The organism is Lentibacter algarum (genome assembly GCF_040580765.1).
In the GTDB taxonomy this organism is placed as follows: domain Bacteria; phylum Pseudomonadota; class Alphaproteobacteria; order Rhodobacterales; family Rhodobacteraceae; genus Lentibacter; species Lentibacter algarum.
Window position 1 is genome coordinate 1,450,433 of sequence record NZ_CP158687.1, and the last position, 21,277, is coordinate 1,471,709.

Sequence of the window (21,277 nt, forward strand, 5' to 3'; positions counted from 1 at the left end):
TCACATGAAGAGTAAATTAGGTGATTTTTGGGACAAAGGGAACACTGTGATGCGCTACTTAGGACAAGAACAGAACACACAGGAGCGCCGACATGATTGCAAAGCTGTTTTTAAACCACCCAGACTCTGTAAACGAGACTTATTTTGAGCATATGCGCTTTGCGCTCTGGTTTGCGTTTTGGCTGGGAGCAGCCGCTTTTGCAGCGTTGGTGCATGCCGTTATCCCCGCTGCATTTGAAAAGACTGGAAGTAGGATTATTGCAAAGCTTTATGAGCGAACACACAATCGGGGGCGCTGATGTGCCGTTGGGCTGCGTATCTTGGGGCGCCTATCTTCATTGAAGACCTTGTTACTAAGCCTGGTCATTCCCTGATTGTGCAATCGCGGGCGGCAGAAGAGTGCAAAACGTCGATCAACGCGGATGGCTTCGGCATCGCTTGGTATCACGCACGCCCTGAGCCTGGGCTATACCGAGATGTGTTTCCAGCGTGGTCTGATCCAAACTTGAAAGCGTTGTGTGCGCAGGTGAAATCCCATGCTTTCATCGCTCATGTTCGAGCCTCCACGGGCACGGCGATCAGCCGCAACAACTGTCATCCGTTCACCTATGGCCGCTACAGTTTTGTCCACAATGGACAAGTTGGAGGCTATGACGGCTTTCGGAAGACAGCGGATATGATGATCGAGGAGAGCTATTACCCACATCGCAAAGGTGCGACCGACAGTGAAGCGCTTTTTCTTATTGCTTTGGGCGAGGGGCTTGAGGCTGATCCCGTAGGGGCAATGGGGCGCGCTGTGGCACGACTTGAAGCCCTGGCGCGCAGGAGCGGTGTGCTTCCGTTTATGCGATTTTCAGCTGCGCTTTGTGACGGCCAACGGCTCTATGCGTTTCGCTATGCCTCAGATGAGAACGCTCCAACGCTCTACAATCGCTGGAGTGAGAGCCGGAAGGGCTGGGCGATTGTGTCGGAACCTTTGGTCGATGGGGAAGGGGGATGGTGTGCGCAAGAGGCAGGAACTGTTGCTATTTTTGAAGGCACGAAAGTGTCCTTTGAACGCTTTGCACCTGAGTGCGCTCCGGCCTAGCTTTTTACAACCGTCTAAAGTGAATAGAAAAAAGGCGCCCTGTTTCCAGAGCGCCTCTTTTTTGATTTAGCCGATTATCGCATTGAGCGTCGCGCTCGGGCGCATCACAGCGGCGAGCTTGGCTGCATCAGCGTGATAGTAGCCGCCCGTATCTGCGGGCTTGCCTTGCGCTGCTGCGAGCTCGGTAACGATTGCCGCTTCGCCATCTGCCAAGGCTTTGGCGACAGGAGCAAACTCAGCCGCAAGGGCCGCGTCGTCTGATTGAGCCGCCAAGGCTTCGGCCCAGTAACGGGCAAACCAGTAATGGCTGTCGCGGTTGTCAGGCTCTCCAACTTTGCGCGAAGGCGAGCGGTTGTCATCCAAGATGCCCTGAGTGGCGGCATCAACAGCCTTGCCCAGAACGCGTGCTTTCTCGTTGCCTTTGGCGTCAGCCAAGAATTGCAAGCTTTCGCCCAAGGCGCAGAACTCACCCAAGCTGTCCCAGCGGAGGTGGTTTTCCGCGTCAAGCTGTTGCACGTGCTTGGGAGCTGAGCCGCCAGCACCTGTTTCAAAGAGGCCGCCACCTTGCATCAGCTTTACGATCGAAAGCATTTTGGCCGATGTAGCGAGCTCAAGGATCGGGAAGAGATCGGTCAGATAGTCGCGCAACACGTTGCCTGTGATTGCAATGGTATTTTCGCCCTTTGTGATTGTCTCAAGTGAGGCGCGCGTGGCTTCGCGCGGGGCCATGATTTCAAATTTGTCAGCAACGCCTTTTGCTTCAAGGATAGGCTTCACATATTTGATAAGCTCGGCATCATGAGCGCGCGCTGCGTCAAGCCAGAAGATTGCACGGAAACCTGTCGCACGTTGGCGATCAATCGCAAGGTTTACCCAGTCTTCAATCGGCGCTTGGCGCGCGGAGGCCGAACGCCAGATGTCACCCGCTTGGACTGTGTGGCTGTGAAGCACGGTGCCGTCTTCAAGGATCATTTTCACTGTGCCCGCTTCGGCAAGCTCGAAGGTTGTTGGGTGCGAGCCGTATTCCTCGGCTTTTTGCGCCATCAGGCCGATGTTTTGCACTGTGCCAGCTGTCGCAGGGTTCAGAGCGCCGTTTTCTTTGAAGAACTTGATGCTCTCATCATAGACTGGGGCGTATGAATTGTCGGGAATGACGCAGTTGGCATCACCCTCTTTTCCGTCAGGGCCCCAGCCTTTTCCGCCAGCGCGGATCAGCGCGGGCATGGAGGCATCGATGATCACATCTGAAGGCACATGCAGGTTGGTGATACCACGGTCTGAGTCGACCATATACATGGGGGGGCGGGCCGCCATGCAGGCCTCAATTGCGGCCATGATATCGGCGTTGTCTTTGACGCGTGCGAGAAGATCACCGAGGCCAGAGTTGGGATTTACACCAAGGGACTTCAGCGCTTCACCATGGGCTTCAAAAACGGGCGCTAGAAATGCGCGCACAGCGTGGCCGAAGATGATTGGATCGGAGACCTTCATCATCGTGGCTTTCATGTGCAGGGAAAAGAGTGTGCCTTCAGCCTTCGTCTTTTCAATCTCTTCTGCAAGGAATTTGCCAAGAGCTGCCGCGCTCATATAAGTCGCGTCAACGACCGTTCCTGCGGGGTATGAAACGCCGTCTTTCAGAACAGTTTCGCCTGAGGCGGTTTCGAGAACGATTTTGGCGGTCGCGGCTTTGGGGAGGGTGGCTGAGACTTCGTTTGAGAAGAAATCACCACCTGACATGGCTGCAACACGAGTTTTGCTTTCGGCTGTCCACTTGCCCATGCGGTGCGGGTTGTTTTGCGCGTAGTTCTTAACAGCGACGGCAGCGCGGCGGTCTGAGTTGCCTTCACGCAGGACAGGGTTCACAGCGGAACCTTTGAGCGTGTCGTAGGTTGCGCGAACAGCTTTTTCAGCATCTGTTGTTGGTGTTTCTGGATAGTCAGGCAGAGCATAGCCTTGGGACTGAAGTTCTTTAACAGCCGCCACAAGCTGCGGCACAGACGCCGAGATGTTTGGCAGTTTGATCACATTCGCCGAAGGGGTCTTAACCAATTCACCCAGCTCCGCGAGATCGTCAGACTGACGCTGCGCTTCTGTGAGGTGATTAGGGAAGGCGGCGAGGATACGGCCCGCAAGCGAAATGTCCTTTGTGCCCACAGTAATGTCTGCAGCTTTGGCAAAACGCTTGATAATCGGCAAAAGCGAGGCGCTGGCAAGCTCGGGGGCTTCGTCAACCTTTGTGTAAATGATATCGGGTGTATGTGTGTCAGCCATTTCAGATCCTTCTCGATCAGGTGTTACGATTCAGATATTTTCCTGTCTCATAGACCAGATCACGCTCAAATGAAAGACGGTATGCAAAAGTATACAGAAAAATTTTGAAGGGCTTTAGAGACTACACTTCAAAATGGAACCTATATATTTCTGTTAGCTTTTCGGCCGTGTTGAACTCGTGGTGTGCGTTCTAGCTTGAGCATGAAGACAAGTGCCACCACGCAAAGCAAAAAGACCCCAATCGCTGCCGGTCGTGGGGTTCCGTCAAAGGCTAAACCGATGGGAATTGCGAAGGCCATTGCAAATACCGTAGAGGTCCCCCCCAAAATTGAGGCCGCGAGGCCAGCAATGTGTCCGAGAGGTTCCATTGCCATCGCGTTTAAGTTTCCAAGTGTGAGACCCGCCATTGCAAAAAGCGAGAACTGCCAAAACACGAAGAGCCCGAAATAGACATCAACTGGTAGAGACAAAAAAGTCAGCAGGATCATGCAGGCAGAGAGAGCAACCTGCAAAACAAGCGTGACCGTTGTCAGAAACTGCATCCCGAGCCTCACCACGAGCATCGCGTTAACGATCGATGCGCTGCCCGCAAGGATAGCTACAAGCCCAAACCAATATGGAAAACTTTCAGCGCGCTGGAAAGTGATGTCATAGATCTGCTGTACAGAAGACAGTGCGGCGAAGAGAACCGCAAAGCAAAGCGTTTGTACGACAATTACACTCCGCACGACGGGGTATGAGAGCATATCTTTCAGTGCGCCTTTCAGCTTACTGGCTTCAAACGGGCGACGCTCTTCTTTTGGAAGTGTCTCCTCAAGCCGCAAGCCAAACCAACCCGTGACCAAAAACGCAAAAATGATGAAGGCTGCAAAAATACCGCGCCAACCTGTCAACGCGATAATGCCAGCGCCGATGAGGGGTGCAATCGCGGGCACAAGCGTAAAGATCATCATAACAATCGATACAAGCTTTGCCATTTGACGCCCTGAAAACAGGTCGCGGATAATCGCTATGGAGACGACACGGGGGCCTGCGATGCCAAGGCCTTGCACGAGGCGCGCGGCCAGAACCAACTCAAGCGTCTGGGCCGCCCACGCCAAAACCGCACCGACCATATAGAGCACAATGCCTGCATAGATCACAGGCTTGCGACCAAAGCTGTCAGACAAGGGGCCTGTGAAAAAAGTGCCTATGCCCATCCCAAGAACAAAAGCTGTCAGGATCAGCTGCGCGGCATTGAGATTTTCAGGGCTAAGTTCTTCTCCGATTTGGGGCAGGGCCGGAAGCATGGCATCAATTGAGAAAGCGGTCATCGCAAACATCATCGCCATAAGACCGATAAACTCGGCTTTACTCATACGAATTTCACTCATTCCTGGGTCTCGCGGCGTGGCTCAACGGCTTTTCTTCGGCGCTTTAGAAAAGCAAAATGGCCGAACTGTTGAATGGCCAAGGCGAATATCCCGAGACCTGTAAAGATAAAGACGGTTGTTCCGATCTTGCCGAGCACTGTCGCGGGGACAAGATTGCCGTAGCCGACGGTCGAAAGGGTGACCACCGTGAAAAAGTAAGCATCAATCCAGCTCCAGCCTTCGACAAGGTGGAAAAACACTGTGCCAGACAAGACAACGACAACCAGCAACAAGAGAATGGAGCGTGTCGAGAGGGTCATTTGCCCTGTGCCTCAATCAATTCGTCCATGACTTTGAGCCACAGCTCGGGAGGCTGGGCTCCAGGGACGGCATGCTGGCTCGCGACAATAAATGTTGGCACAGAATTCACGCCCATTTCACGCGAGTGCGCATCACGTGCCTTGATGTCTTCAACATCAGAGTCAGTCCCAAGGAGCTTCAGTACGAGAGCGGCGTCCATGCCCATGCTGTCGGCCACATCTGCGAGGACTTCATGGCTGCCAATATCTCGGCCTTCCTTGAAGTAAGCTTTAAAAAGAGCAGAAACGACAGGGGTTTGACGGCCTTCAATCCCAGCCCAATGAATAAGACGGTGGGCATCAAGCGTGTTTGGCGTTCTTTTCATCGCCTCAAAGTCAATCTTGAGGCCAGCGCGCTCGGCAGTTTCGACAACGGGAGCATAGGCCCGCACCGCGCCTTCTTTGCCGCCGAACTTGGTTTCGAGATACTCGCGCCTGTCCATTCCCGCCTTGGGCATCGCCGGGTTCAACTGAAATGGATGCCACTCAATCGTAAAGGGATGATCAGGGCGTTGCTCAAGAGCGCGGTCAAGGTGGGCTTTGCCGATGTAGCACCAAGGGCAAATAGGGTCGGAGATAATATCAAGTTTGATCATGAAACTGCCTTTCGCTTTCTCTCTATCTGCGTCAGCCCAAAAGCAAAACCCAAATGGCGAGACCTGTTTTAAATACGTCGCGTGCTTTAGAGAAAGTCTCTCAAGGCCGCGCGGCGTAGTTTGTTGTTGGGGCCAAGCGGCATCGCGTCGATGCGCCGGTAAAGCTTGGGGCGTTTGTAGGCGGCAAGTATGTCTTTTGCCTGAGCCTCAAGAACGGCTTCGTCGACCATCGCCTCTGATGTATAAAAAGCCGCAATGATACGCACGTCCTGCTTTATTTCCACATCGCAGACTGCGAGGGCCGTTAGTTTCTCAGCTTCGGGCGCGGCCAAAAGAGCCGCTTCAACCTCAAGCGGGGAGACACGGTAGCCACCGGCGTTCATCATATCGTCGTTGCGTCCCTTGTAATGTATTTGGCCATCCTCAGACAAAACGCCAAGATCGCCCGTAAGAAACCAGTCGCCACGATAGCGTTTGGCCGTGTCCTCGTTTGCGTCACGATATCCAAGCATCAAGCCAGGATCAGAGCGATGCACAGCAATTTGGCCGACCTCGCCTTGGGGTGCAAATCCATCCTCGGCTAGTAGCGCAATGTTACGACCCGTCTGAACCGACCCAAGCGCGCCATTTTTTGCAGGTGCAGTCGGGTTTGCGGAAATAAAGGTGGAACATTCTGACATTCCGTACGCTTCATAGACACCTGTTCCTGTTGCCTTTTTCCACTGTTCACGGAGCGGCTCACTGAGTTTTTCGCCTGCTGAAAGCCCGTGACGGAGCGTTGGCAAATCAAGCGTGCTGCCAGACTTGAGCATTTTGCGATACACGCCCGGAGCAGCGGCAAAGATGCTTGCCGAATGGCTTTTCATTAAGTCGGGCAGTGCTTCGGGGGGTATTCCATCTTCAGGGATAAGCGCAGTTGCGCCGATCGTCCATGGGTCCATCAGACCCGTGCCAAGCGTATAGGTCCAATTGAAAGCGCCTGCGTGACAGAGCCTGTCGTCGTCTTTGAGACCATACCAACCCTCAAACATCATTTGCCGCGCCCATATGGCGCGGTGGGCGTGCATGACCGCTCGGGGGCGGCCCGACGTCCCTGAGGTGTAAATGATATAAGCCATGCGATCAGGCTCATCCACTACATAGTCACAGGGCGGCAAAGCATGCATCTCTGCAAGATCAGCCTCACTGATGCGCTGAAATGATCCCTCTTCGGGAGACGGAAACGAGGCGCCATGCGCTATGGCCTTTGGTTTGAGCGTTGCGACGATTTTTTCAACTTCGCCAAGCGTGAGCTGTGAAGACGTTGGCACAGGGATCACTCCAACAGCGATTGCACCTAAATACGCGATGGGAAACTCAGGTGTGTTGCCCAAGCGCAAGAGCAGAATATCACCCGCCTTAAGGCCAAGCCTCAAAAGCCCCGTACCTGTGCCGCGCACGGCGGCCTCGAGCTTGGCGTAGCTCCAGTGCGTGTCTTGGCTGCGCCCCATCACAGTCAGGGCTACTTTTTCGGGCTGCATGGTGGCGCGGCCCAAAACGTGGGCGGCCATATTGAAAGGAGACGGGCAGGGCGCGAAAGGCCCTTTATTGAGTATGCTGTCCATAGTCTTTTGCTAGGGGCTTGGCGCGGGCTGCGCAAGGCCCTATGAAAGCGCCATGACAAATGCCGCTGACCCCAAATCCCTTATCAAGATCGCCCGTGCGGGCGGCGATACGCCTGCCCCCGAGCAAATAGATCTTGGGACACGTGTGCGAGATCTGCGCAAAAGTCTTGGGCTGACGCTAGAGCAGGCAAGTAAACAAGCAGGGCTGGCGCGCTCTACCTTATCCAAGATCGAAAATGGCCAGATGTCGCCAACCTATGAGGCGCTCAAAAAGCTCGCACAAGGGCTTGAGATTTCTGTGCCTCAGCTGTTTACGCCGCCACAGTCGGCGCAAGCCACCGCACGCATGAGTCTCACACGTTCTGGCGAGGGCGCAGGGCACATCACGGCCACATACGAGCACAGCCTGATGGGCGAAAGCTTGTCGGCGAAAAAGATGCTGCCCTATCAAGCGCGCATCCGCGCACGCAGCATGGATGAGTTTGATGGCTGGGTGCGTCACGATGGCGAAGAGTTTTTGTACGTGCTGACAGGCGTGATACGGCTCTACACCGAGTTTTACGAACCTGTAGAGATGCGCCGTGGTGACAGCGCCTATTATGACGCTTCGATGGGGCACAATGTCGTCTCAGTCAGTGCAGACGATGCAAATGTGCTCTGGGTAACCTCGCTCGCTTAATCTACCTTTGAGAAGACCAGTGGCAGCACCAGATAGGCGACGCCAACCCCTATCAGCTGCATAACCACAAACATTCCAATATGCTGGGGCGCGATGCCCGCGAAAGTATCTGACCAGCCGCGCGCAAATGTGACCGCAGGGTTGGCAAAACTTGTTGAAGACGTGAACCAGTAAGCGCCCGTGATATAGAGGCCAACAAGCGGCGGGACCGTATCAGGTTTGTGAACGACGCCGCCAACAATTACAAACAGCAGTCCAAACGTTGCAATAATCTCTGAACTCCATTGTGCAAGACCTGTGCGATGCATGGTGTCACTCACTTGCAGGATAGACATATCAAACATCATATGTGCAGCCCAAACCCCAAGCAACGCACCGACGAACTGGGCAAGAACATAGGGTAAAAAGGCGCTCCATGTGTGCTCACCACGCAAGGCGAAGAAGAGGGTCACAGCTGGGTTGAAATGCGCACCAGAAACGGGGCCAAGGCATGTGATTATACCGTATAAGATGCAGCCCGTTGCAATCGCGTTGGCGAGCAATGCGATGGCGGTGTTTCCGTCCGAGAGCGTCTCGCCCATAATGCCCGAGCCAATCACGCCAATCAAAAGAAAGGCCGTTCCAAGGGTTTCGGCAATAAGCTTTTGTTTCATGAGAGTGTTCCCACAGCATCAAGCGCTGCTTTTAAATCTGTTTGCGAAGGATCAGCTGCAAGTGACTCTAAAAAGGCCTCTGCGCGCAAGTGAAGAAGCCGATAAGCGGCCTCGAATGCTTCGGGCCAGTCAGCCTCAATCGCTGCTGCAGGGTCATCAACGCCCCAATGCGCGCGTACGGGAGCACCAGGCCAAATGGGGCATGTTTCCCCTGCGGCTGACGCACAGACCGTTATGACAGCGTCCATCTTGGGCGCGTCTGCGGCCGCAAACTCATCCCAGCTTTTGGAGCGAGCCATAGACGTGTCATAGCCTCGTGATGCTAAAAGCTTTAGTGAATAGGGGTGAACCTCGCCTGAGGGTTGTGACCCCGCAGAATAAGCGGTCACGCGCCCTGCACCTTGTGTGTTCAAGATCGCTTCAAGCAGAATAGAACGCGCCGAGTTACCTGTGCAAAGTACTAGAATATTCATAATCAAGGGGCCTCTTGCGGAGTTGGCGTGGTCAGTGCGATTGCATCAACCTCGCGTTGAAGCGATATGGCAGACAGTTCGGACGCTGGCAGCGCTACAAAGGCGGTGAGGCGATTTTTCAAAACGCCGTAGGCGTGCTGAAAGGCAAGATTTACCTCTGCCTCAGTTCCAGTTTCTTTAGCTGGGTCCGCCATGCCCCAATGGGCTGAAACGGGCTGGTTTGGCCAAGCTGGGCATACTTCGTTTGCGGCATCGTCACAAACCGTAAAGACAAAGTCAAACTGAGGGGCGTCATCAGACTGAAACGTGCTTAAGGACTTTGAAAAGAGCTTCGATGTATCGTGGCCTTTGGCCTCCAGCAGCGATTTAACACGGGGGTTTATGTCTGGCCCCGCCTGTGAGCCTGCTGAATACGCAATAAACTTTTCTTCGCCCAGCTCGTTTAAGATAGCTTCGGCCATAATGGAGCGCGCCGAATTGGCGCTGCAAATAAAGAGAACTTTCATGACGTGCTCTTTCTTTGCCTCACGTTCATCTGGCCCAAAGAATGAGCACACATCTGGGCGGCCTTTGCAGCAATCCCCAAGTAGCGCATCGGTCATTGCCTGTACGCCAGTCATGTTGACGCTGTAGTGCAGGTGCGTTGCGCGGCGCTCGCTCGTGATGAGGCCAACGGACTTAAGCGCTGAGAGATAGTCTGACCCTGTGCTCGCTTTCAGCCCCAAGACAGAACATATTTCACCCGCTGGAAGGGCGTCGGGGTAGCGGCGCATCAGAAGCTTAAACAGTGTGATGCGCTGCGGGTGACCCAATGTTTGAAGTTGAGATGTAAGGCTGTTGTCCATATTTCGGATATTTCCGAAATTAGTAAAATCTTCAAGTGAAAGTTTTGTAAAAGTCAGTTCTCATACCACCAGACGTCAGGCATAAACCAATAGCCGTCCCCATTGATCGGAATATGGGTGGGATATTTTAGCTCCTTCACATGGGCAATGCGGCTCGTTCCGAAGGCATAGGTCGGAATGACATAACGGCCCGCTGTCAAAATACGGTCCAGCGCGCGCGTTGCAGCGATAAACTCTGCTTTGTCGTCTGTTCCAACCATTGTCTTGATCATGGCTTCCGCAGCGGGAGAGTTCATACCCATCAGATTGCGCGAACCAGGCGTATTGATACCATCACTGCCCCAATAGAGCATCTGCTCGTTGCCAGGGCTCAATGAAAAACCGCGGCGGATGTCAGTCATTTGAAAGTCAAACTCGTTCTGGCGAGCAAAGTACTGTGCATTATCAACGCTTTCCACTTCGGCATTGATCCCCAATCGCTCAAGAGCCTGAATATAAATATTGGCAAATGCTAGCAATTCGCCGGCGCCTGTTGGCAAAAGAATCTTGAAGGCAAACTCTTGGCCATCGGCGGACTTCAGTGTGCCGTCATTTGCGCTCCAGCCTGCTTCGGCCAGCAGCTTGATAGCTTTGCGTAGGTTGGAGCGATTTCGCTTGGTTCCGTCTGATACGGGCAAGGCGTAGCCTTCCAAAGTGCCCGACGGCAGCTCTGCTGCAAACGGCGCAAGCAGCTCAGCGACTCGACCTTCGGCGGGGCCATGGGTCATCCCAAGCTCGGAGCCTGAAAAATATGATGTTATCCGTCGTTGTGCACCGCCTGTGACCACATCATTCATGAACTCAAAGTTAAATGCGAGGATCAAGGCCTCACGCACGCGCCAGTCCGCAAAAAGGGGATCACGCGTGTTCATTACGAAGCCCGTTATACCTGTGGGCTTACCGTCCTGAATTTCGGCCTTGAGCACATCTCCGCGCTGCATAGCAGGGTAGTCATAGGCGGTATCCCATTTGTTTGCGTTGTTTTCACGCACAACATTGAGGACGCCTGCTTTGAACGCTTCTTTCAAAACGGTGTCATCAGCAAAGAACTCAATACGAATTTCGTCCAAGTTGGCTGTACCACGCTGCAGTGGCAAATCGCGCCCCCAATAGTCAGGATTGCGCTTGAGCGTGATATAGCGGTTTGGCTCATATTCACCAATCACATAGGCTGCCGAGCCGATTGGCGCGATATCAAAGCCAGATTGATCAAAGGAGCGTCCTTCCCATTGCGCTTTCTTGAGGATCGGACGCAGCCCGGCGATCAGGGCCAGCTCGCGATTGGCTGTGTTGAATGTGATCCTAAGAGAGCGTGGCCCCGTTCTGGTCAGGCTTTCAACCTGTGACATGAAACCACGATAGCGCGGGTGGCCCTCGCGACCCAAAGTTTCGTAACTCCAGATAACGTCCTCAAGCGTCACAGGCGAGCCATCAGAGAATCGGGCCTCTTCACGGAGCGTAAATTCCACCCATTCCCGATTCGGACCTGTCTCAATCGATTCGGCCAGAAGCCCGTAGAGCGTAAATGGTTCGTCCCAATTGCGGCCCATGAGACTTTCATAGGCCAAAAAGCGAAGCTGCCACGGCGCAGTACCTTTGAAGATAAACGGATGTAAACTGTCAAAGCCTCCCGTGTTGCCTGTCACCACCCGCCCGCTTTTTGGCGCCTCTGGGTTTACATAGGGCAGGGACACAAAATCAGGTGGTAGAGCAGGCTCTCCATACATAGCTATGCCATGTGAGGGCTCAGCCATGGCGCGGTCAGAGGTCAGCATCAGGGCGAAAAAACCGCCGCAAACCCATGCTGTTGCTTGGAAAAATACTGATCTCATTTTAGTGACAATCCCGCTCGTTCCTTGTTTTCTTGCTGCAATCCTTAACCCGCACAGAAAGCCAAGACAAACTTTTAGCTTGGATTGGGCGTTAACATCTCTTATAAAGGCGTTACTGCTCGATAGGTTTCTTGCCTGTATGAAACCTGCCTCAATAACTTGACGCCAGCTTCGCGCTGGCGTTTTTTTTTGGCAGAGTGGCCTGCTCATCATGACCACACCTTGGCCTCGGCGAACTGACACGCTAGGTCTGTGTGAAACAGATATGGTGGAACATCACATGACACTCAAAGGTAAGACTGCAGTTATCACAGGCTCCAATTCTGGTATCGGTCTTGGCATTGCATGGGAGATGGCACGGGCAGGGGCCGACGTTGTCCTCAATTCGTTTACCGACAGTGCCGATGATCATGCTTTGGCAGCACGGATGGCCAAAGAGACGGGTGTCTCTGTCCGCTACATTCAAGCCGATATGTCCAAGGGCACCGAGTGCCGCACGCTGATTGAGAAGGCGGGGCGTTGCGACATCCTAATCAACAATGCCGGCATCCAGCACGTCGCTGCAATTGATGAGTTCCCCACCGAAAAATGGGATGCAATTATTGCGATCAACCTGACATCGGCCTTTCATACGACCGCTGTGGCGCTCCCTATGATGCGCAAATCGGGTTGGGGCCGTGTCATCAACATTTCATCTGCACATGGCCTGACAGCTTCGCCTTACAAATCTGCGTACATTGCAGCAAAGCACGGAGTCGTTGGCCTGACAAAAACAACGGCACTTGAGACAGCGCAGGAGCCGATCACAGCCAATGCGATATGTCCTGGTTATGTTTTGACACCGCTTGTTGAGGCACAAATTCCCGACACGATGAAAGAATACGACATGAGCCGCGAAGACGTGATCAAGAATGTTATGCTGACGCGGCAACCCTCTAAAGAGTTTGCCACAGTTGAACAGCTCGGTGGTACAGCCGTTTTCTTGGCATCAGATGCAGCAGCTCAAATCACAGGTACAACGATTTCGGTCGATGGTGGCTGGACTGCGCTATAAAGCTTAACTGCTTTTAGCAGGCTGGCTTGGATCTTTTGAATTTGGATAGACCAGGCCAGCCGAAATGACGAGTTTCGCCGCGTCTTCGACTGTCATATCAAGCTCAATCACATCTTCTTTTGGTACAAAAAGCAGAAAACCAGACGTCGGGTTCGGCGTTGTGGGGAGGAAGATGCTCATCATTTCAGCATCTGTCTTTGCGCGCTTGGCAATCTCGCCCTTGGCAGAGGTAGAGACAAACCCAATGGCCCAAATGCCTTTGCGGGGGTACTCTATGAGACAGGCTTTTTCAAAGCTACGCTCAGATTGTGCAAAAACTGTCTCAGCAATCTGCTTCACCCCGTTGTAGATTGAGCGCACAACAGGTACGCGCTCAAGCATTCCTTCGGCATAGCGAATGAGGGAGCGGCCAAGAAGGCCCTTGGCAAGCCAACCGACAAAGATCGTGAAGAAGAAGAAAACAAATACGCCAACACCGCGAATGTTGACATGAATCCAGTCGTCAGTTCCGTAAGTTCTGTCCAGCCAGCGGTTGACCAATTGCTCTGGATGATAGTTCGCAGGCACAAAGGGCATGACAAAACCATCAACCCAGCCGATGAAACTCCAGAGTAGCCAAATCGTGAAGGCTACAGGAGCGATCACGATCAGCCCTGTGAAAAAAGACGCGCGCAGACCTGCAAACATGCTGCGGCGTTTGTGGGTATCTTCGTCGAAAGGCGTTGTCATCTGGAAAGTCGTCCCGCGTTACTGCACATCATTTAGGCGCTCACAGGCAACTTCACAATCTCTAAGCGCGCAAAACCTTCACAGACCAGTCTTCGGCCTTCAATTCGCCCGCAATCTGTGCAGCTAAGCGCGCATTGTTGAGAACAAGGGCAATATTTGTAGCAAGCGAGCGGCCTTCGGTCAGCTCAAAAATGCGCGCGAGCAGGAAGGGTGTGACAGCTTTCCCAGAAATGCCTTGCGCCTGTGCTTCACCTTGGGCTTGCTCAATAATAGGGGCGAGGGCGTCACGGCTGATCTCGGCCTCTTTTGGAACCGGGTTGCCGACGAGCTGCCCCCCCGGAAGGCCCAAAGCGGCGCGCATCATGTGGGCCTTGGCGATCTCACCAGCCGTGTTCATTTGCAAAGGGGCAGCCAGTCCAGAATTGCGCGACCAAAAGGCAGGAAACTCGGGCTGACCATAGCCAATCACGGGGACACCAAGTGTTTCTAGAACTTCGAGGGTTTTGGGAATATCGAGAATTGCCTTCGCACCTGCCGCAACAACAGTGACCGGGGTCTGCGCGAGTTCTTGGAGGTCAGCTGAAACATCAAAGCTAAGTTCCGCCCCCTGATGCACGCCGCCTATCCCGCCTGTGGCAAAGACTGATATTCCAGCGAGATGTGCGGCAATCATTGTTGCTGCGACAGTTGTTGCACCTGTTCCGCCTGTCGCCATACACGCTGCAAGATCGGCGCGTGAAAGCTTTGCAACGCCTTGGGTCTTGGCGAGAGCTTCAAGCTCGCACTGTTCGAGACCGATATGCAGCGTTCCGTTTAGCACGGCAATTGTCGCAGGGGTCGCCCCGTGGCTACGCACTTCAGCTTCAACAAGCTGAGCCGTCTCAACATTTTGGGGGAAGGGCATCCCATGGGTGATAATAGTGCTCTCCAAAGCCACACTAGGTTTAGAGTCTGCCTGCGCAGCGCGCACTTCAGATGAATAGATTATTTCATACATAGTTGTCGTCTCCTGCCACATAGGCTGCGGCTGTTTTTTGAGCAAATTCCAGTGCTTTTGGCCGGTTCATACCCTCAATCTCTGCTGCAATATGAGCCGCCATAAACGTATCGCCAGCTCCAGTGATGCGTTGGGCAACCACTTGGGGCGGCTCAGCCTCATGTGTTTCGTTCACACAAGCATCACATGCCGCACCGGCTCCATGAGTGACCACAACGCGCCGCGCGCCAGCTTCTAAGAGCGCTTCAGCTCCCAGACGCGCTGTCGAGAGGCCAGTTTTACCACTGATCAGCTCTGCTTCTTCAAGATTGACATACAGCGTTGCACCCTTGTGCCCAATAATCGCGCGCAAGCGTTCCGCTTTGCCAGGAGAAGCCGGCGCAATCCGCAAATCAGCCGCCACAAAAGCCTCGTTTTGGGACAAGTCTGACAAAAGAGCTTCGGTCAGATTTCCGTCGAGCGCTATGGCGCCACGATATGGTGCCAGTGCCGATCCAAGCGTACCATCCATTAGTGGCGTTAAAATCGCAGCTCCAGCGTCTTCGAGCGAATGCGCGTCGGCGATCGCCGCGATGAGCCCATTCATGCCCTCAATCGCCATATAGGCGTCCGTTGGTCGTGTACTTAAGTATATATGATCCGTGATAAGCCCCAAGTCCTTAGCTGCTTTGATGAGCTCCTGACCTGCCTTGTCGCGCCCAAGCGCTGAGAGCAACACAGGCGAAAGACCAAAGCGCGCAAGCGTCATAGCGATATTCATCGCGACACCACCAGGCAAGCGGGTGATCCGTCCCGGCATATCGTTTCCAACCCGCATTTCGCGAGGCGTGCGCCCGATAATGTCCCAAAGGACTGAGCCTATACAAATGATCTGATGAGATGTGGAGCGCATGGTGGTTAAATGAAGATAACCCAAGCGCTTGGCAATGCTTTTCCTGAATCAGAATAGGCTCTTGCAAAGGGCAGGGGGCAGATATATACGCGCGCCACTAACTTCGCAGATGGAAGCGGGCTCATGGGGGAGAAATCCTTATGTGTCCACCGGTTGAAGCACTCGCTTCTCTTCCTTCCATCAAGGCATAAACCGGAAAGGAAAAAGACAATGGCTCTTCCCGAGTTCACATTGCGTCAGCTGCTTGAAGCAGGCGTACACTTTGGTCACCAAACACAACGCTGGAACCCACGCATGGGCCCGTTCATTTACGGCGCGCGCAATGGCATCCACATTATGGACCTTACACAAACAGTTCCAATGCTCGACGCAGCTCTGAGCGCCGTTCGCGATACAGTTGCAAAAGGCGGCCGCGTACTTTTTGTTGGTACAAAGCGTCAAGCGGCGACACCCGTTGCAGAAGCAGCAGAGCGTTGCGCACAGTATTACATGAACCACCGCTGGCTCGGTGGCACGCTGACAAACTGGCAGACAGTTTCAAAGTCAATCAGCCGCCTCAAGTCAATCGACGAGAAGATGGAAACAGGCTTTGAAGGTCTGACCAAAAAAGAACGTCTCGGCATGGAACGTGACCAAGAGAAGCTGCAAGCATCTCTCGGCGGCATCCGTGAAATGGGCGGCGTGCCTGATCTGATTTTCGTCATCGACGTGAAAAAAGAAGCACTGGCCGTTGCTGAAGCTAACAAACTGGGTATCCCCGTTGTGGCTGTGGTTGACACAAACTGCTCACCAGACGGCGTTGATTACATCATCCCAGGCAATGACGATGCGGCACGCGCAATTGCGCTTTACACCGATCTCGTTGCGCGCGCGGCTCTTGACGGCATGTCAGCTCAGCTCGGCAATGCCGGCGTTGATATCGGCGCAATGGTTGATGCACCTGTTGAAGAAGTAGCGGCAGAAGCGCCAGCTGCAGAAGCAACAGCAGAAGCCTAAACCCGACGGGTTGACCTTAAACATGCAGGCGCAAGAGAGTTGCGCCTGCTTATTTTCAATTTTGTTACGAGGAGAGCCAAGATGGCGATCACAGCAGCATTGGTGAAAGAACTGCGCGACAGCACGGGCGCAGGCATGATGGACGCAAAAAAAGCACTGACAGAAACTGACGGCGATATGGAAGCCGCTGTTGACTGGCTGCGCACGAAAGGTCTTGCGAAAGCAGCTAAAAAGTCAGGCCGTACCGCGGCTGAAGGCCTTGTGGCTGTTCAGGTTTCCGGCGGCAAAGGTGTTGCCGTTGAAGTGAACTCTGAAACTGACTTCGTCGGTAAAAACGCAGAGTTCCAAGACATGGTAGGCAAGATTGCCCAAGCCGCAACAGGCGTTTCAAACGTTGAAGAGCTGGCCGCAGCAAGCGTAGGTGGCAAAGTTGTTGCCGATATGATCACAGACAAGATCGCCACGATTGGTGAGAATATGTCTTTGCGCCGGATGGCGGCACTTGAGGGCGACACAGTCGTATCTTACGTGCACAACGCAGCCACAGACGGCATGGGCAAAATCGGTGTTCTCGTGGCCATGACTGGCGGCGACGAAGGCTTTGGCAAAATGGTAGCGATGCACATCGCTGCTGCGCGCCCAGAAGCGCTGAACGAAGCTGCTCTTGATCCTGCATGGGTTGCTAAAGAGCGTCAGGTTCAGATCGACATCGCGAAAGAGTCAGGCAAGCCTGATGCCGTGATCGAGAAGATGATTGTCGGTCGTATGGCGAAGTTCATGGCCGAGAATACACTCCTTGGCCAAGCGTTCGTTGTGAACCCAGATCTTTCTGTTGAGCAAGCCGCGAAAGAAGCGGGCGCAACCATCACTGGTTTCGTACGCATGGAAGTCGGTGAAGGCATCGAGAAAAAAGTAGAAGACTTTGCAGCTGAGGTTGCAAAAGCCGTACAAGGCTAAGGTCATATCTCTTTTAGACGAAAGACGGCGTCGCCCAAAGTTGGGTGGCGCCGTTTTATTTTGATCAAGTTGGTCGGTCGTGGAGTTTAACCGAAGCCAGCAAATCGCGCAAATTCATGGGTTTAGCACTACATTAATTTAACATAATACATATTATACGATAAATATACTTAAAGATAAGGGGCGCATGTTGCGCCCCTATTGTTTAGAAAAATGCCTGCAAGCCAGTCTGTGCGCGCCCGAGGATAAGCGCATGGACGTCATGTGTGCCCTCATAGGTGTTCACAGTCTCAAGGTTCATCGCGTGACGGATGACATGATACTCTAACGTGATGCCATTACCGCCATGCATGTCACGAGATTGTCTAGCAATATCAAGCGCTTTACCGCAGTTGTTGCGCTTTAACATTGAGATCATTTCTGGTGCTGCCCGCGCCTCATCCATCAATCGACCAAGGCGCAATGCACTATGAAGACCGAGCGTAATCTCTGTCTGCATATCAGCAAGTTTCTTCTGGAACAGCTGTGTTTGTGCCAGCGGCCGTTTAAATTGATGACGGTCAAGCCCATACTGACGCCCAGCGTGCCAGCAGAATTCTGCGGCGCCCATTACACCCCAAGAAATACCATACCGCGCGCGGTTCAAACATCCAAAAGGCCCTTTAAGCCCTTGAACATTAGGTAAAAGAGCATCGTCACCAACTTCTACACCATCCATAACAATCTCGCCTGTCACAGAGGCCCGCAGGCTCATTTTGTTGGCGATTTTGGGCGCCGAGAGGCCTGTCATCCCTTTTTCAAGGATGAAGCCGCGGATTTTACCGCCGTGCTCATCGGATTTGGCCCAAACCACAAAGACATCTGCGATTGGCGCATTCGAGATCCACATCTTGGCGCCGGTGATTTTGTAGCCGTTGGCCGTCTTTTCAGCTCGGGTTTTCATGCCGGCTGGATCCGATCCTGCGTCAGGCTCCGTAAGCCCGAAACAACCGATCAAATCCCCAGCTGCAAGCCCTGGGAGGTATTTTTTGCGCTGTTCTTCTGTTCCGTAGGCATAGATCGGATACATCACGAGCGAGCTTTGAACACTCATCATCGAGCGATAACCGCTGTCAACGCGCTCGATCTCACGCGCGACGAGACCATACGCCACATAAGAGCTACCCAGACCGCCGTATTCTTCCGGAACAGTGATTCCGAGCAGGCCCATATCGCCCATTTCTTTAAATATTTCTGGCGCGACCGTTTCATTGGCGTAGGCCTCTGTGATCTTTGGCATCAGACTTGTTTGGGCGTAGGTACGTGCGCTCTGAGCGATCATACGTTCGTCTTCGCTAAGTTGATCCTCCAGATAAAGCGGATCTTCCCAGCTAAACTGACCAAGTTCAGGCGCATCTTTGGCTTTAAGTTTGGGTGTTTGGTTGCTCATCTTTGTGTCCCACATCCGAGTATCATTCGCGCTTTATCTATCATGCAGCTTTAGCATATAATAACACATAATTCGACGATATGCATGACAGTTTGGAATACACATGGCCCGCCGATACCTACCATCAACACAAGGACTTGCTGCACTCGAGGCTTTGGCGCGGTTGCAAAGTGTCACAGCAGCGGCTCAGGAGCTGAACTTGACGCAGAGCGCTGTGTCTCGTCAACTTCAAGCGATAGAAACCCAGCTTGGCGTTGAACTTTTTGTGCGGCGTGCAAAGCGCGTTAGCCTAACAACCGCTGGCCAACGCTATGCTGAGGAAGTTCGTCGTGCGCTTGATTTGCTTTCCAATGCCGCCCTGCGCCTTCAAACCAACCCCGAGGGTGGCACACTCAATTTGGCGATCCTGCCAACCTTTGGTATGCGTTGGCTGCTGCCTCGCCTACCCCGGTTTGGCCGCGCGCACCCCGATGTGACCGTCAATATGAACACCCGTCTCGGGCAATTTGACTTCACAGGCACAGATATGGACGCGGCGCTCAGCTTTGGCAAAGGCGACTGGCCACAATGTCACTCGCTTTGGCTGGAAAACGAGGCGGTTTTGCCAATGGCTGCGCCTGCCTTCTTGCGTGAAACACCTGTCATCGAGCCAGCCGATCTCGTGTCCCTGCCCTTGCTACACATTCAGACCCGTCCGAACGCTTGGAAAGACTGGTTCGCTGAGCACGGGGTCGCAACACAGGGTTTAGCAGGCACACGCTATGACCAGTTTTCGACGATCTTACAGGCAGCGCGACATGGCCTTGGCGTCGCACTCTTGCCTGAATACCTCGCGCGCGAAGAGGAAGCGGAAGGGCGCCTAGAAGTCGTTCTTGATGCTCCAAGCCCGAGCCGTGGGGCGTATTATCTGGTTTGGCCCGAAGAGAAGCACAACACCCCTGCCCTACAGGCCTTCTGCGCTTGGCTTAAAGAAGAGGTCGAAGGAGAAGACCTACTGCCCCGGTAAGCGGACAGCTTGAGCTCTTTATTAGCCTAATGCGTAGCCTGCGCCGCGCACTGTGCGTAAAGGATCATCTCCTCCGTGCTGCATCAGGGCTTTGCGCAATCTGCCAATGTGGACATCCACCGTGCGAGTATCCACATAGATATCGCGCCCCCAGACCCGATCAAGGAGCTGTTCACGGCTCAATACTCGGCCCTGATTTTCCAAAAAAGCTGCCAGTAGCCGGAACTCAGTTGGGCCCAGTTTAATCTCGCTCTGCGCTCGGCTGACGCGGTGACTGGCCGCATCTAGCACAATATCGTCAAACACGAGTTCCTCTCCCACAGACGCAGGCCGTGTACGGCGCAGTTCTTTGCGCACTCGCGCCATCAGCTCCGCGACAGAGTAAGGCTTAACCATGTAGTCATCCGCACCTGTCTCTAGCCCGCGCACCTTATCAAGCTCTTCAGAGCGTGCAGACAACATGATTACTGGTAGCGCACGTGTCGCCTTACCCGATTTTAGACGGCGGCAAACTTCAAGACCAGAAACATGCGGTAGCATCCAGTCTAAGAGGACAAGATCAGGTACTGACTCTTGCGCCATAACAAGAGCCTCCTCACCGTCCTCAGCCTCAATCACCTCAAAGCCTTCCGACTTCAAATTGTAAGCCAAGACGGCGCGCTGTGCTGGTTCGTCCTCGACCAACAATATTGTCGGCTTGCTTGCACTCACGACAAATCACTGACGTTGGCATCTGTTGATGTAACGTCGCCCTTATCTCTGGCGTCTTCAGGTTTTTCGCCCGTCACAAGATAAACCACTTGCTCAGCAATAGCTGTAACATGGTCGCCCATGCGCTCCGTATTCTTGGCAATGAAGTGCAAATGCATGCAGGCGCTAATGTTGCGAGGGTCTTCAAGCATGAAGGTGAGAAACTCACGAAACAACGCATTGTAGAGCTGATCAATATCGCGGTCGCGGTCTATGACATCCATTGCAAGCGTGGCGTCGCGTTGGATATAGGCATCGAGCGCATCTTTGAGCATCAGTTGCACTTCACGCGCCATGCGGCGCAGCGAAACATGCGCTTCTTCAATGGCAGGAAGCTGCGCCAAGACACTGGTCCGCTTGGCCATGTTCTTGGCATAGTCTCCGATGCGCTCAAGATTGGCCGAGATTTTCAGCACCGAAAGCACCAACCGCAAGTCAATGGCGGTGGGCGCGCGCAAAGCAATCAGCTGGGCGGCATCGTCGTTGATTTGCTCTTCAAGCAGATCAACGGCTTTGTCTTTGGCGCGGACCTCTTCCGCCTTCTCCTGATCGCGAGACGCAAGTGCGTCAGCAGCATCGAGGATCGCCATTTCGACAAGCCCACCCATTTTCATAATCTGGGCCTGGATGTCTTGCAGATCGCGGTCAAACGCCGAAGCGATGTGTTGATCGTTCAT

At 53.6% G+C, this 21,277-nt stretch carries 22 protein-coding genes; 7 read left to right on the forward strand and 15 right to left on the reverse strand.

Annotation, left to right across the window (positions count from 1 at the left end):
- Positions 1–92: 92 nt before the first annotated feature.
- Both DSM117340_RS07050 and DSM117340_RS07055 read left to right on the forward strand, forming a co-directional pair.
- Positions 93–299, forward strand: a complete 207-nt coding sequence (locus DSM117340_RS07050; RefSeq protein ID WP_089891180.1) for a DUF6356 family protein — start codon at positions 93–95, stop codon at positions 297–299.
- The gene (locus DSM117340_RS07055; protein ID WP_089891175.1) at positions 299–1,087 is read left to right on the forward strand and encodes a class II glutamine amidotransferase; all 789 of its coding nucleotides are present in this window, start codon (positions 299–301) and stop codon (positions 1,085–1,087) included. The genes DSM117340_RS07050 and DSM117340_RS07055 overlap by 1 nt, the downstream gene beginning before the upstream one ends.
- A 66-nt stretch (positions 1,088–1,153) precedes the next feature.
- Here DSM117340_RS07055 and DSM117340_RS07060 read toward each other — a convergent pair whose 3' ends face one another.
- The 5 genes from DSM117340_RS07060 to DSM117340_RS07080 all read right to left on the reverse strand — a co-directional run bounded on the left by DSM117340_RS07060 (position 1,154) and on the right by DSM117340_RS07080 (position 7,269).
- On the reverse strand, positions 1,154–3,358 hold the full coding sequence (locus DSM117340_RS07060) for an NADP-dependent isocitrate dehydrogenase (RefSeq protein WP_089891172.1): 2,205 nt from the start codon (positions 3,356–3,358) through the stop codon (positions 1,154–1,156).
- 140 nt (positions 3,359–3,498) lie between these two features.
- A complete protein-coding gene (locus DSM117340_RS07065; RefSeq protein WP_089891169.1) occupies positions 3,499–4,731 on the reverse strand; it encodes a multidrug effflux MFS transporter in 1,233 nt (410 codons plus the stop codon).
- A complete protein-coding gene (locus tag DSM117340_RS07070) occupies positions 4,728–5,030 on the reverse strand; it encodes a potassium channel family protein (RefSeq protein ID WP_089891166.1) in 303 nt (100 codons plus the stop codon). The genes DSM117340_RS07065 and DSM117340_RS07070 overlap by 4 nt, the downstream gene beginning before the upstream one ends.
- Positions 5,027–5,665, reverse strand: coding sequence for a DsbA family oxidoreductase (locus tag DSM117340_RS07075; protein WP_089891163.1), 639 nt, complete (start codon positions 5,663–5,665; stop codon positions 5,027–5,029). Before DSM117340_RS07075 ends, DSM117340_RS07070 begins: the two co-directional genes overlap by 4 nt.
- 86 nt (positions 5,666–5,751) lie before the next feature.
- Positions 5,752–7,269 (reverse strand): class I adenylate-forming enzyme family protein, encoded by a 1,518-nt coding sequence (locus DSM117340_RS07080; RefSeq protein ID WP_354690024.1) that lies wholly within the window; start codon positions 7,267–7,269, stop codon positions 5,752–5,754.
- A 52-nt stretch (positions 7,270–7,321) separates the two neighbouring features.
- Here DSM117340_RS07080 and DSM117340_RS07085 point away from each other — a divergent pair, with 52 nt between their 5' ends.
- Positions 7,322–7,948, forward strand: coding sequence for an XRE family transcriptional regulator (locus DSM117340_RS07085; RefSeq protein WP_089891156.1), 627 nt, complete (start codon positions 7,322–7,324; stop codon positions 7,946–7,948).
- Here DSM117340_RS07085 and DSM117340_RS07090 read toward each other — a convergent pair.
- The 4 genes from DSM117340_RS07090 to DSM117340_RS07105 are packed head-to-tail and all read right to left on the reverse strand — an operon-like array spanning position 7,945 to position 11,790.
- Entirely contained in the window at positions 7,945–8,601 is a 657-nt protein-coding gene (locus DSM117340_RS07090) for an MIP/aquaporin family protein (protein ID WP_089891153.1), read from the reverse strand. The two genes, DSM117340_RS07085 and DSM117340_RS07090, sit on opposite strands and share 4 nt — an antisense overlap.
- Positions 8,598–9,074: an arsenate reductase ArsC gene (locus DSM117340_RS07095; RefSeq protein WP_089891150.1), complete on the reverse strand. Its 477-nt coding sequence runs from the start codon at positions 9,072–9,074 to the stop codon at positions 8,598–8,600. Before DSM117340_RS07095 ends, DSM117340_RS07090 begins: the two co-directional genes overlap by 4 nt.
- Positions 9,075–9,076: 2 nt before the next feature.
- Positions 9,077–9,919: an ArsR family transcriptional regulator gene (locus DSM117340_RS07100; protein WP_089891147.1), complete on the reverse strand. Its 843-nt coding sequence runs from the start codon at positions 9,917–9,919 to the stop codon at positions 9,077–9,079.
- A gap of 53 nt (positions 9,920–9,972) precedes the next feature.
- Positions 9,973–11,790, reverse strand: a complete 1,818-nt coding sequence (locus DSM117340_RS07105) for an extracellular solute-binding protein (RefSeq protein WP_089891144.1) — start codon at positions 11,788–11,790, stop codon at positions 9,973–9,975.
- 280 nt (positions 11,791–12,070) lie between these two features.
- On the opposite strand from DSM117340_RS07105, the gene DSM117340_RS07110 reads away from it, so the two are divergent.
- Complete coding sequence (locus tag DSM117340_RS07110) at positions 12,071–12,844, forward strand: 3-hydroxybutyrate dehydrogenase (RefSeq protein WP_089891142.1); 774 nt, start codon at positions 12,071–12,073, stop codon at positions 12,842–12,844.
- 3 nt (positions 12,845–12,847) lie between these two features.
- Here DSM117340_RS07110 and DSM117340_RS07115 read toward each other — a convergent pair whose 3' ends face one another.
- The 3 genes from DSM117340_RS07115 to DSM117340_RS07125 form a co-directional block, all read right to left on the reverse strand.
- Complete coding sequence (locus tag DSM117340_RS07115; protein WP_089891139.1) at positions 12,848–13,573, reverse strand: DUF502 domain-containing protein; 726 nt, start codon at positions 13,571–13,573, stop codon at positions 12,848–12,850.
- A 61-nt stretch (positions 13,574–13,634) separates the two neighbouring features.
- Positions 13,635–14,570: a pseudouridine-5'-phosphate glycosidase gene (locus tag DSM117340_RS07120; RefSeq protein ID WP_089891136.1), complete on the reverse strand. Its 936-nt coding sequence runs from the start codon at positions 14,568–14,570 to the stop codon at positions 13,635–13,637.
- On the reverse strand, positions 14,563–15,462 hold the full coding sequence (locus DSM117340_RS07125) for a PfkB family carbohydrate kinase (RefSeq protein WP_089891133.1): 900 nt from the start codon (positions 15,460–15,462) through the stop codon (positions 14,563–14,565). The genes DSM117340_RS07120 and DSM117340_RS07125 overlap by 8 nt, the downstream gene beginning before the upstream one ends.
- Before the next feature lie 210 nt (positions 15,463–15,672).
- Between DSM117340_RS07125 and rpsB the strand changes: the two genes are divergently transcribed.
- Both rpsB and tsf read left to right on the forward strand, forming a co-directional pair.
- On the forward strand, positions 15,673–16,458 hold the full coding sequence (gene rpsB / locus DSM117340_RS07130) for a 30S ribosomal protein S2 (protein ID WP_089891131.1): 786 nt from the start codon (positions 15,673–15,675) through the stop codon (positions 16,456–16,458).
- A gap of 81 nt (positions 16,459–16,539) precedes the next feature.
- The gene (gene tsf, locus DSM117340_RS07135) at positions 16,540–17,415 is read left to right on the forward strand and encodes a translation elongation factor Ts (RefSeq protein ID WP_089891128.1); all 876 of its coding nucleotides are present in this window, start codon (positions 16,540–16,542) and stop codon (positions 17,413–17,415) included.
- A gap of 205 nt (positions 17,416–17,620) precedes the next feature.
- Here the strand turns inward: tsf and DSM117340_RS07140 are convergent, their stop codons facing one another.
- Complete coding sequence (locus tag DSM117340_RS07140) at positions 17,621–18,844, reverse strand: acyl-CoA dehydrogenase (RefSeq protein ID WP_089891679.1); 1,224 nt, start codon at positions 18,842–18,844, stop codon at positions 17,621–17,623.
- 97 nt (positions 18,845–18,941) lie between these two features.
- Between DSM117340_RS07140 and DSM117340_RS07145 the strand changes: the two genes are divergently transcribed.
- A complete protein-coding gene (locus DSM117340_RS07145) occupies positions 18,942–19,850 on the forward strand; it encodes a LysR substrate-binding domain-containing protein (protein ID WP_089891125.1) in 909 nt (302 codons plus the stop codon).
- Between the two features lie 21 nt (positions 19,851–19,871).
- Here the strand turns inward: DSM117340_RS07145 and phoB are convergent, their stop codons facing one another.
- Positions 19,872–20,561 carry a phosphate regulon transcriptional regulator PhoB gene (gene phoB / locus DSM117340_RS07150; RefSeq protein ID WP_089891122.1) on the reverse strand — a complete coding sequence of 230 codons (690 nt, stop codon included), beginning with the start codon at positions 20,559–20,561 and terminating at the stop codon, positions 19,872–19,874.
- Positions 20,558–21,277: a phosphate signaling complex protein PhoU gene (gene phoU, locus DSM117340_RS07155; protein ID WP_089891119.1), complete on the reverse strand. Its 720-nt coding sequence runs from the start codon at positions 21,275–21,277 to the stop codon at positions 20,558–20,560. Before phoU ends, phoB begins: the two co-directional genes overlap by 4 nt.